The sequence below is a fragment of the Streptomyces sp. YS-3 genome (assembly GCF_045257485.1).
Classification (GTDB): Bacteria; Actinomycetota; Actinomycetes; order Streptomycetales; family Streptomycetaceae; genus Streptomyces.
Window position 1 is genome coordinate 1 of the sequence record NZ_JBJHPC010000239.1, and the last position, 10,403, is coordinate 10,403.

Here is a 10,403-nt window from a genome sequence, read left to right on the forward strand (position 1 = left end):
CTCCGGCCGCCGACCCGCGGACGCGGCCGGAGCGCGGTGAGCGGCCGGCGCCGCACCGGGGCCGCCGCGGCTCCCGCGCCCCCGGCCGCTTCCGCCGGGCGAGCCTGCCGTATCTGCTCCTGCTCCCGGCCCTCGCCCTCGAACTCCTCGTCCATCTGGTGCCGATGGCGATCGGCGCGGTGATGAGCTTCAAGACGCTCACCCAGTTCTACATCCGCGACTGGTCCACCGCGCCCTGGACCGGATTCGACAACTACAAGATCTCCGTCGACTTCTCCGCGCCCGTCGGCAGGGACCTGCTCGACTCCTTCGTCACCACCTGCCTGTTCACGGTGGCCTCGGTGGCGCTGTGCTGGCTGCTCGGCACGGCGGCGGCAATCTTCATGCAGGACGGCTTCCGCGGCCGGGGCCTGCTGCGCGCGCTCTTCCTCGTCCCGTACGCCCTGCCGGTCTACGCGGCCGTCATCACCTGGGCGTTCATGTTCCAGCGCGACAACGGGCTGGTCAACCACGTCCTGTACGACCAGCTCGGACTCGGCGGCGAGCGCTCCTTCTGGCTGATCGGCGACAACAGCTTCGTCGCGCTGCTGACCGTCTCGGTGTGGAAGGGCTGGCCGTTCGCCTTCCTCATCGTGACGGCCGGGCTGCAGAACATCCCCCAGGAGCTGTACGAGGCCGCCGCCATCGACGGCGCCGGGATGTGGCAGCGGATCCGCCGGATCACCCTGCCCTCGCTCCGGCCGGTCAACCAGGTCCTCGTCCTGGTGCTGTTCCTGTGGACGTTCAACGACTTCAACACGCCGTACGTGCTGTTCGGGCGCTCGGCGCCGAAGGCCGCGGACCTCATCTCCATCCACATCTACCAGTCCTCCTTCGTCACCTGGAACTTCGGCACCGGCGCCGCGATGTCGGTCCTGCTGCTGCTCTTCCTGCTCGTGGTGACCGCCGTGTACCTCCTGCTGACCTCCCGGGGAAGGAAGACCGCCGATGGCCGGCGCTAGCCCCACCGCACTGCCCCGCTCCTTCGTCCTGGCCCGCCGTGTCTTCCTCACCCTGCTCACCGGCTTCGTGCTGCTGCCCGTCTATGTGATGGCCAGCAGCTCCCTGAAGCCGCTGAAGGACGTGTCGGGGCGGTTCCGCTGGCTGCCCAGCGGGCTCACCGTCCGCCCCTACCTCGACATCTGGAAGACCGTCCCGCTCGCCAAGTACTTCGTGAACTCGCTGATCGTGGCGGGCGCGGCGACCGTGCTGTCCGTCGTCGTCGCGGTCCTCGCGGCGTACGCGGTGAGCCGCTACCGCTTCCGCGGCAAGCGGGTCTTCACCGTGACCGTGCTGTCCACCCAGATGTTCCCCGGCATCCTCTTCCTGCTGCCGCTGTTCCTGATCTTCGTCAACGTCGGCAACACCACCGGTGTCGCCCTCTACGGCTCGCGCGGCGGACTGATCCTCACCTATCTCACCTTCTCGCTGCCCTTCTCCATCTGGATGCTCATCGGCTACCTCGACTCGGTCCCGCGCGACCTCGACGAGGCGGCGATGGTCGACGGCTGCGGCCCGCTGGGCGCGCTGCTGCGGGTGGTGGTCCCGGCCGCGGTCCCCGGCATCGTGGCGGTCGCGGTGTACGCGTTCATGACGGCGTGGGGCGAGGTCCTGTTCGCCTCCGTGATGACCAACGACACCACCCGCACCCTCGCCGTGGGCCTCCAGGGCTACGCCACCCAGAACGACGTGTACTGGAACCAGGTCATGGCCGCCTCGCTGGTCGTCAGCGTGCCGGTGGTCGCCGGATTCCTGCTGCTCCAGCGCTATCTGGTGGCCGGGCTCACCGCCGGTGCCGTCAAGTGACGAGCCATCAGCCACTTTCCGCCGAAAGGACTTTCGTGACCGAGCCCATCGACCTCGCCGCCCTCCCGGAGGACTTCGCCTGGGGCGTGGCCACCTCCGCGTACCAGATCGAGGGAGCCGTGGCCGAGGACGGCCGAGCCCCCTCGATCTGGGACACCTTCTCGCACACCCCGGGAAGGACCGACGGCGGCGACCACGGCGACACCGCCTGCGACCACTACCACCGGTGGCGGGAGGACATCGCGCTGATGAAGGAGCTCGGCGTCACCTCGTACCGCTTCTCGCTCGCCTGGCCGCGCATCCTCCCCGGCGGCGACGGGCCGGTCAACCGGGCCGGGCTGGACTTCTACTCCCGCCTGGTCGACGCCCTCCTGGAAGCCGGGATCACCTCCAACGCCACGCTCTACCACTGGGACCTGCCCCAAACCCTCCAGGACCGCGGCGGCTGGCCCGCCCGCGAGACCGCGGAGCACTTCGCCGCGTACGCGACGGTCGCGGCCCGTGAGCTCGGCGACCGCGTCCCGCTGTGGTCCACCCTCAACGAGCCGCTGTGCTCGGCCTGGATCGGTCACCTCGAAGGACGGATGGCACCGGGCCTGACCGACATCACGGCCGCCGTCCGCGCCTCCTACCATCTGCTGCTCGGGCACGGCCTGGCCACCCGGGCGCTGCGCGCCGAAGCCCCCGGAGCGCAGGTCGGCATCGTCAACAACCTCTCGACCGTCGAGCCCGCCTCCGGCTCGGGGGCCGACCTCGCCGCCGCCCGCCGCATGGACGGCCACACCAACCGCTGGTGGCTGGACCCGGTGCACGGCCGGGGCTTCCCCGCCGACATGCGGGAGGTGTACGGGGTCGACCTGCCCGAGCGCCCCGGCGATCTCGACGCCATCGCCGAGCCGCTCGACTGGCTGGGCCTCAACTACTACTTCGGGGTGCGCGTCACCGACGACCCGCACGGTCCCTTCCCCTTCGCCCGCCAGGTCCCGCGCCCGCGCCTGCCGCGCACCGGGATGGGCTGGGAGATCGACGCGAGCGGCATCGAGGCCCTGCTGATGCGGCTGACCGACGACTACGGGGCCCGCCGCATCCACGTCACCGAGAACGGCTCGGCCTTCCCCGACGCCGTACTGCCCGACGGCACCGTCCACGACCCCGAGCGGGTGCGGTATCTGCGCGAGCACCTCGCCGCGTGCGCCCGCGCCGCCCGCAGGGGCGCCCCGCTCGCCGGGTACTACGCCTGGTCGCTCCTGGACAACTTCGAGTGGGCGTACGGCTACGACAAACGGTTCGGCCTGGTGCACGTCGACTACGCCACGCAGAGGCGCACGGTGAAGGGCAGCGGGCGCCAGTACGCGCGGATCATCGCCGACCACCTCGGTCGCGCCCCGCGCGCGGCCTGAACCCGTCAGGTCCGCCCGGGCCCGGCCAGGTGCGCGGCCAGCCGGTCCAGGAAGACCCGCTGTCCCGCCACCAGCCGGGCGGACGCCTCCTCGGGCGCGAGCCAGGCGAACCGGTCCATCTCGGGGAACTCCCGCCGCACGCCCGAGCCCCGCGGCCACTCCATGGTGAAGGTGCCGGGCACGGCACCGGCCAGGTCGAGGTCGCCCTCGACCGCCCAGACCGTCACCACCTTGCCGTTGGCCTGCCGCGCCTCCCCGAGCGGCACCGGGGTGCCCTCGGGGGCGGGCAGGCCGAGCTCCTCCTCGAACTCGCGCCGGGCCGCCGCCTGCGGCAGCTCCTCGGGGTCGTACTCACCCTTGGGGATCGACCAGGCGGCCTCGTCCCGGCCCGCCCAGAACGGGCCGCCCATGTGCCCGATCAGCACTTCGACGCCGGCCGGTACGGTCCGGTAGAGGAGGAGTCCCGCGCTGCGCTTCACGGCCATGGCCACCAGTGTGCTGGCCGGCCGGGCCCCCGGCGAGAGGGCGCGCCCGGCGCCCGGCTACGGCCGGCGGACGTACGGTGTGGTGGTGCTCAGCCGGGTGAAGCCCAGCCGGCGCAGGATGGGCTCGCTCCGGTCCGAGGCGTCGACCTGGAGGAAGCGGTAGCCGCGCTCGACGGCGACACGGGCGCGGTGGGCGACCAGCGCCCGGTAGATGCCCCTGCCGCGCCAGGCCTCGGCGGTGCCGCCGCCCCACAGCCCCGCGAACTCCGTCCCGGGGACGAGCTCCATCCGGGCCGCGGACACCGGCGCCCCGTCCGCCACCGCCACGACCGCGACCAGGGTTTCGGGGGCCTCGGCGAGCTGCTGTTCCATGGCCCGGGCGAGTCTGGAGGCGTCCCCTCCGAAGGCCTGCTCGTGCACGGTCCTCATCAGCGCGATCCCGGCCGCGTCGGTCACCGGCACCAGCTCCACCCCCTCGGGCAGGACCACGTCGTGGAGCTGGTCTTCGGCCTCGGCCACCATCAGGGCCTCGGCGGGTTCGGCCGTGAACCCGGCGGCGAGGAGGCGTTCACCGAGGTCGCCCGGGGTGTCGTGGGCGTACAGCTTCCATTCGAACTCGCGGTCCAGCGCGGCGAAGTGCCGTACTTGCGCGGCGATCTCACGCTCCGCGCACTCCTCGTCGAGGTCGGACCAGAGGATGGCGTTCCAGACGGGATCCGGCCCCGCATGACGCACCACCCGGCCCACGCGTTCGACCGTGGCTCCGGGGCCGTCGGCCGGGGAGTCCCGGCGCATCTGCCGGTCGAACAGGGCCAGTACCGCTTCGTTGTTCATGCGCTCACTCCAACATCGCCGGGGCCCGGTGACAAACGACTTATGGACCCTGCGGAGGGAGCGGGTCCGTGTACAACCCCCGCGGTAGGCGCGTGCACCGCGAACGGTTGACGCCATGCGTCTGACCTGCACCTAGGCTGCGGTCATGCGGATCCGCCCCGTCGCCGCCGATGTGTTCGTCGCGCTGGCACAGACCTGTGTCGCCGTGCTGCTGGGACGGGAGGCTTCCAGCCAGGGGCAGCCCCCGCTCGACCTGGTGGGATACGGGCTCGCCGTGGTCATCAACATGGCGTGCGCGTTCCGCTCCCGGGCACCCGTGGGGGTCTGCCTCTTCGTCGTCGCCACCTGGACGCTCTACGTCGCCCTGGGGAACTGGCCGGTCGTGGGCAGCTACGGCGGTCTGATCGCCTGCTACACGGTGGCCGCCACCCGTCCCGCCCGCACCTCCGCGAGCTGCGCCGTGCTCCTCGGCGCCGTCTGGCTGTTCGCCGGGTTCCGGGTCGGGAGCGACTCCTTGCCGTCCGTGGCCGTCCAGGCCGTCGCCGTACCGGCCGTGATCCGGCGCTTCGGCCGGGTGGCCCGCCGTTCCGCCCGGCTCGCCGAACAGCTCGCCCAGGAGCAGGAGGCCCGGGCCCGGCGCGAGGTGGCGGAGGAACGCGGCCGTATCGCACGGGAGTTGCACGACATCATCGCCCACCACATGTCGGTGATATCGGTCCAGTCGGGCCTGGCGCGGTTCGTCTTCACCTCCGATCCCGCCACCGCGCGCGGCGCGTTGGGCACCATCTCGGCGACCAGTCAGGAGGCGCTGGAGGAGCTGCGGCGCATGCTGCACGTGCTGCGCGCCGAGGACCTCGACGACGGGCCGTCCGCCCCGATGCCCGGTCTCGCGCGGCTGCCGGACATGGTGGAGCGGCTGCGGGCCGGCGGTCTGCCGGTCGGGCTGCGGGTGCGGGGGGAGGCGCGGGCGCTCGCGCCCGGTGTCGACCTGTGCGCGTACCGGGTGGCGCAGGAGGCGCTGACCAACGTCCTGAAGCACGCCCCCGGTGCCGTGACGAGCGTGGAAGTCTCCTACGAACGGAACCATGTCGCCCTGGCCGTCGTGAACGATGGTACGGGAGCGAATCCGGCCAGAAACCGGACGGGCGGGGGACATGGGTTGATCGGAATGCGGGAGCGGGCCAAGCTCTACGGCGGCACGATCACCACCGGCCCGGGGCGCGAGGGGGGTTTCGAGGTCCGGCTGCTGCTGCCGACCTCGGCCCAGCCGACCGCCTGACCGGGGCCGACGACACAGGGGGCAGACGCGACTCCATGACCAGGGCACTCGTGGTCGACGACCAGTTCCTCGTACGCGCCGGTCTGGTCGCGCTGCTACGGGCGGCGGGGGTCGACGTCGTCGGTGAGGCGAGCGACGGCGAGGAGGCCGTCGCCCAGGCCGCCCGGACGCGACCGGACGTGATCCTCATGGACATCCGGATGCCGGGGACGAACGGCATCACCGCCACCGAGCGGATCCTCGCGGACGCCGAGGACCCGGCGCCGCGCATCCTGATCCTCACCACCTTCGACCTCGACGAGTACGTGTACTCCGCGCTGCGCGCGGGCGCCTCGGGGTTCCTGCTCAAGGACGCGGGGCCGGAGCGGCTGCTCAACGCGGTCACGGCGGTCGGCGGCGGTGACACGCTCTTCGCGCCGAGCGTCACCCGACGCCTGGTGGAGGCCTTCGCGCGGCCCGCCGAGTGCGCCCCGCGGCTCTCGTCGGACCTGGCCGCGCTCACCGCCCGGGAGACGGAGGTCCTCAAACTCACCGCGCGCGGGCTGTCGAACCAGGAGATCTCCGAGCACCTCTTCATCAGCGAGGCGACAGTGAAGACCCATCTGAACCGGGCCATGAGCAAACTGGACCTGGCCAGCCGGGCGCAGGCGGTGGTGCTGGCGTACGAGTCGGGGCTGGTCACCCCGGGCGCGGGCAGCCGCTAGCGCGCGGGCGTCAACTCCCGTCGGGCGCCGTGCTGTTGTAGCGCAGGAGGTATGCGGCGAACCGGTCGAGGTCGGCCTCCTCCCAGTCCGCGAGGCGCTCGTGGAAGGCGTGCCGGCGCAGCACCGCGGCCTCGGCGAGCTTCTCGGTGCCCGCGGCGGTCAGGTGCAGCAGCTGGATGCGGTGGTCGGCGGGGTCGCTGCGGCGCTCGATGAACCCCAGCTTCTCCAGGGCCGCGATCTGCCGGCTGATCGTCGACTTGTCGAGCATGTAGTACGCGGCGAGGTCGGTCGCGCGGCACCCCTGCTGGTCCTCCAGATGGGACAGCAGGGTGAAGGAGACCAGCGACAGTTCCGGGTGCATCCGCGCGGCGGCGGCCCGCGCTCGGCGGGCGAACGCGGTCAGCTCCCGCTGGATGGTGGTGACCGACTGGTCTCGGCTGGGCACGGCTGGTCCTCTCACTGGCTAGTTGCATAATACAACGCCAGGGTTCGCGGTGCCCGCGCGCCACCCCGCCGAGTTCTTCACGCGTACGGGCCCGCCCTCACTCCTCGCCGTCCACCGTCTCCAGTGCCCGCGTCAGCCAGCGGATCCAGAACGTCTCCAGCTCGATGCCGCCGCGCAGCACGAGGTGGCGCAGCCGGTCCTGCTCGCTGTCGCGCTCCGGTGGGAAGTCCCGCTGCTCGATCGCCTCGTACAGCTCCAACTGCCGCTCGTGCAGCGTCAGATGGCGGCGCAGCTCGGCGGGGAGGCCCTCCGTGCCGACCACCGCCGCCGCCCGCACCCGCAGCAGCAGCGGGTCCCGCATGGCCCGCGGGTCCTGCCCGGCGGTGGCCCACGCGGCGAGCTCCGCGCGGCCCGCGGGCAGCACCTCGTACTCCTTCTTCTGGCCGCGCGCCCGGGCCTCGGACGGCAGCGCCCGGATGAACCCGGACTGCTCCAGCTTGCCCAGCTCGCGGTAGATCTGCTGGTGCGTCGCGGACCAGAAGAAGCCGAACGACTTGTCGAACCGGCGGGTCAGCTCCAGCCCCGACGAGGGCTTTTCGAGCAGAGCGGTCAGGATCGCGTGCGGGAGGGACATGAGCGCATCGTAGGTTCTGCCGGAACCGCCGCGCCGACCGCGGCCGTCAGAGGGCCGCCGCCAGCCTGGTGCCCTGGTCGATGGCGCGCTTGGCGTCCAGTTCGGCGGCCACGTCCGCGCCGCCGATCAGATGCGCGGTGGCGCCCGCCGCCGTCAGCTCCTCGTACAGATCGCGGCGCGGCTCCTGCCCCGCGCACAGGACCACGGTGTCCACCGGCAGCACGGTGGAGGCGCCGTCGACGGTGATGTGCAGCCCGGCGTCGTCGATCCGGTCGTAGGTGACACCCGGCACCATCGTCACCCCGCGGTGCTTGAGCTCGGTGCGGTGGATCCACCCCGTGGTCTTGCCGAGGCCCGCGCCGACCTTGGACGTCTTGCGCTGGAGCAGGTGCACCGCGCGCGGGGGCTTGGGACGCTCGGGCGCGCGCAGTCCACCGCGCTCGCCGTACGAGGTGTCGACGCCCCACTGCCGGAAGTACGTCTCGGGGTCCAGGCTGGCCGCGTCGCCGCCGTCGGTGAGGTACTCGGCCACGTCGAAGCCGATGCCGCCCGCGCCGACGATCGCGACCCGCTCGCCGACCGGCGCGCCGTCGCGCAGCACGTCGAGGTAGGTGACGACGCTGGGGTGGTCGGAGCCGGGGATCGCGGGAGTGCGGGGCGTGACACCGGTGGCGACGACGACCTCGTCGTAGCCGCCCGCGGTGAGCTCCGCCACGGTCGCGGTGGTGTTCAGCCGGACGTCCACACCGCGCAGTTCGAGCTGCGTACGGTAGTAGCGCAGCGTCTCGTGGAACTCCTCCTTGCCGGGGACGCGCTTGGCGATGTTCAGCTGGCCGCCGATCTCCGCCGCGGCGTCGAAGAGCGTGACCGCGTGGCCGCGCTCGGCCGCCGAGACCGCGAAGGCCAGCCCGGCGGGGCCCGCCCCGACCACGGCGAGGCTCTTGCGGCGCCTGGTGGGGGAGAGGGTCAGCTCGGTCTCGTGGCAGGCGCGCGGGTTGACCAGGCAGGAGGTGATCTTCCCGCTGAAGGTGTGGTCCAGACAGGCCTGGTTGCAGCCGATGCAGGTGTTGATGGTGTCCGGGCGCCCCGCTCGCGCCTTGGCGACGAACTCGGGGTCGGCGAGGAACGGCCGCGCCATCGACACCATGTCCGCCCGGCCCTCGGCGAGCAGCCGCTCGGCCACCTCGGGGGTGTTGATGCGGTTGCTGGTGATCAGCGGGATGGAGACGGACCCCATCAGCTTCTTGGTCACCCAGGTGTAGGCGCCGCGCGGCACCGAGGTGGCGATGGTCGGGATACGGGCCTCGTGCCAGCCGATGCCGGTGTTGATCAGGGTCGCCCCGGCCGCCTCGATGGCCCGCGCCAGCGTGACGACCTCCTCCAGGGTGGAGCCGCCCGGGACCAGGTCCAGCATGGAGAGCCGGTAGATGATGATGAAGTCCGCGCCGACCCGCTCGCGGGTGCGGCGGACGATCTCGACGGGGAAGCGCATCCGGTTCTCGTACGAGCCGCCCCAGCGGTCGGTGCGCCGGTTCACGGCGCCCGCGATGAACTCGTTGATCAGATAGCCCTCGGAGCCCATGATCTCGACGCCGTCGTACCCGGCGGACTTCGCCAGTCCGGCCGCGCGCACGAAGTCCTCGACGGTCTGCTCGACCTCCTCGTCGGTGAGGGCGTGCGGCACGAAGGGGCTGATGGGGGCCTGGAGCGCGCTCGGCGCCACCAGGTCCTGGTGGTAGGCGTACCGGCCGAAGTGCAGGATCTGCATCGCGATCCGGCCGCCCGCCGCGTGCACCGCGTCGGTGACCGTGCGGTGCTGGGCGGCCTCCGCCTCGGTGGTGAGCTTGGCGCCGCCCTCGTAGGGGCGGCCCGCGTCGTTGGGGGAGATACCGCCGGTGACCATGAGGCCGACCCCGCCGCGCGCCCGCTCGGCGTAGAACGCCGCCATCCGCTCGAAGCCGTTCTCGGCCTCTTCGAGCCCGATGTGCATGGACCCCATCAGCACCCGGTTGGGGAGGGTGGTGAAGCCGAGGTCGAGGGGGCTCAGCAGGTGGGGGTAGTCGCTCATCGGGGCGCCTCCAGATACGGCGGTGTCGTCGTCTCCAGTTGTAGAGCACGGGACAGGTGTTGTGCAACAAGTTGCATAAAGGTCGCGGTGCCGCCGAGGGAGCTGGCGCAGGGCCCGACGCGCGAGGGCCCGGCGGGAGCTTCCCGCCGGGCCCTCGTCCACGTGTCGCGGCTCACACCTTCCGGTAGTCGTACGCCTCCGAGGCCGCCGCCTCCACCGCCTCCAGCGGCGCCCCGGCCGAGGCGCTGACGACCGCCGCCACCGCGCCCTCGACGAAGGGCGCGTCGATCAGCAGGGTCCGGGGCGGCAGCTCGTCCTCGGCCAGCAGCGCCTTCACCGTGAGCACCGCGCTGCCCAGGTCCACCAGGACCGCCACGCCCGCGCCCCCGTCGACGGCCGCCGCCGCCTCGGCGATCAGCTCGGAGCTGGTGCCGAGGCCGCCGTCGGGGGTGCCGCCCGCCGCCGCGACGGGAGCGGTCGTGCCGCCGCCGGCCAGCCCTCTCGCGAGCGCGGCGACGGCCGCGGCGACCTCCGCGCTGTGCGAGACGAGCACGACCCCGACGAGCCCCGCGGCCCCGCCCGCCTCCTCGCCCGCTCCGCCCGCGCTCACGCGGCGGCCTCTTCGAGCGCCTCGACCAGCAGCGCTGCCGAGGTCGCGCCGGGGTCCTGATGCCCGATGGAGCGCTCGCCCAGATAGCTGGCCCTGCCC

12 protein-coding genes are annotated in these 10,403 nt (G+C 72.5%); 5 read left to right on the forward strand and 7 right to left on the reverse strand.

What is annotated here, in order from left to right:
- From ACJA3G_RS19925 to ACJA3G_RS19935, 3 genes are all read left to right on the forward strand, one after another.
- Positions 1 to 1,001 (forward strand): carbohydrate ABC transporter permease (locus ACJA3G_RS19925; protein WP_406554370.1); only part of this gene is annotated, 1,001 nt, incomplete at its 5' end.
- Positions 988 to 1,845, forward strand: a complete 858-nt coding sequence (locus ACJA3G_RS19930) for a carbohydrate ABC transporter permease (protein WP_406554371.1) — start codon at positions 988 to 990, stop codon at positions 1,843 to 1,845. The genes ACJA3G_RS19925 and ACJA3G_RS19930, both read left to right, overlap by 14 nt.
- 35 nt (positions 1,846 to 1,880) lie before the next feature.
- Complete coding sequence (locus ACJA3G_RS19935; protein ID WP_406554372.1) at positions 1,881 to 3,245, forward strand: GH1 family beta-glucosidase; 1,365 nt, start codon at positions 1,881 to 1,883, stop codon at positions 3,243 to 3,245.
- A 5-nt stretch (positions 3,246 to 3,250) separates the two neighbouring features.
- Here ACJA3G_RS19935 and ACJA3G_RS19940 read toward each other — a convergent pair whose 3' ends face one another.
- Positions 3,251 to 3,730 carry an NUDIX domain-containing protein gene (locus ACJA3G_RS19940; RefSeq protein WP_406554373.1) on the reverse strand — a complete coding sequence of 160 codons (480 nt, stop codon included), beginning with the start codon at positions 3,728 to 3,730 and terminating at the stop codon, positions 3,251 to 3,253.
- A 57-nt stretch (positions 3,731 to 3,787) separates the two neighbouring features.
- Entirely contained in the window at positions 3,788 to 4,564 is a 777-nt protein-coding gene (locus tag ACJA3G_RS19945) for a GNAT family N-acetyltransferase (RefSeq protein WP_406554374.1), read from the reverse strand.
- A 145-nt stretch (positions 4,565 to 4,709) separates the two neighbouring features.
- On the opposite strand from ACJA3G_RS19945, the gene ACJA3G_RS19950 reads away from it, so the two are divergent.
- Both ACJA3G_RS19950 and ACJA3G_RS19955 read left to right on the forward strand, forming a co-directional pair.
- Entirely contained in the window at positions 4,710 to 5,843 is a 1,134-nt protein-coding gene (locus ACJA3G_RS19950; protein WP_406554375.1) for a sensor histidine kinase, read from the forward strand.
- A gap of 35 nt (positions 5,844 to 5,878) precedes the next feature.
- The gene (locus tag ACJA3G_RS19955) at positions 5,879 to 6,547 is read left to right on the forward strand and encodes a response regulator (protein WP_406554376.1); all 669 of its coding nucleotides are present in this window, start codon (positions 5,879 to 5,881) and stop codon (positions 6,545 to 6,547) included.
- Between the two features lie 10 nt (positions 6,548 to 6,557).
- Here ACJA3G_RS19955 and ACJA3G_RS19960 read toward each other — a convergent pair whose 3' ends face one another.
- The 5 genes from ACJA3G_RS19960 to ACJA3G_RS19980 all read right to left on the reverse strand — a co-directional run.
- Complete coding sequence (locus ACJA3G_RS19960; RefSeq protein WP_406554377.1) at positions 6,558 to 6,992, reverse strand: MarR family winged helix-turn-helix transcriptional regulator; 435 nt, start codon at positions 6,990 to 6,992, stop codon at positions 6,558 to 6,560.
- A 97-nt stretch (positions 6,993 to 7,089) separates the two neighbouring features.
- Positions 7,090 to 7,626 carry a PadR family transcriptional regulator gene (locus ACJA3G_RS19965; protein ID WP_406554378.1) on the reverse strand — a complete coding sequence of 179 codons (537 nt, stop codon included), beginning with the start codon at positions 7,624 to 7,626 and terminating at the stop codon, positions 7,090 to 7,092.
- Between the two features lie 46 nt (positions 7,627 to 7,672).
- Positions 7,673 to 9,694, reverse strand: a complete 2,022-nt coding sequence (locus tag ACJA3G_RS19970; protein WP_406554379.1) for an FAD-dependent oxidoreductase — start codon at positions 9,692 to 9,694, stop codon at positions 7,673 to 7,675.
- A 172-nt stretch (positions 9,695 to 9,866) separates the two neighbouring features.
- Complete coding sequence (locus ACJA3G_RS19975; protein ID WP_406554380.1) at positions 9,867 to 10,304, reverse strand: PTS fructose transporter subunit IIA; 438 nt, start codon at positions 10,302 to 10,304, stop codon at positions 9,867 to 9,869.
- Positions 10,301 to 10,403, reverse strand: a 103-nt coding sequence (locus ACJA3G_RS19980; RefSeq protein WP_406554381.1) for a DAK2 domain-containing protein, incomplete at its 5' end; no start/stop codon positions are given. The genes ACJA3G_RS19980 and ACJA3G_RS19975, both read right to left, overlap by 4 nt.

Coding starts and splice junctions, on each gene's coding strand:
- ACJA3G_RS19930 (WP_406554371.1), top strand. CDS start 988: ATGGCCGGCGCTAGCCCCACCGCACTGCCCCGCTCCTTCGTCCTGGCC.
- ACJA3G_RS19940 (WP_406554373.1), bottom strand. CDS start 3,730: ATGGCCGTGAAGCGCAGCGCGGGACTCCTCCTCTACCGGACCGTACCG.
- ACJA3G_RS19945 (WP_406554374.1), bottom strand. CDS start 4,564: ATGAACAACGAAGCGGTACTGGCCCTGTTCGACCGGCAGATGCGCCGG.
- ACJA3G_RS19950 (WP_406554375.1), top strand. CDS start 4,710: ATGCGGATCCGCCCCGTCGCCGCCGATGTGTTCGTCGCGCTGGCACAG.
- ACJA3G_RS19955 (WP_406554376.1), top strand. CDS start 5,879: ATGACCAGGGCACTCGTGGTCGACGACCAGTTCCTCGTACGCGCCGGT.
- ACJA3G_RS19965 (WP_406554378.1), bottom strand. CDS start 7,626: ATGTCCCTCCCGCACGCGATCCTGACCGCTCTGCTCGAAAAGCCCTCG.
- ACJA3G_RS19970 (WP_406554379.1), bottom strand. CDS start 9,694: ATGAGCGACTACCCCCACCTGCTGAGCCCCCTCGACCTCGGCTTCACC.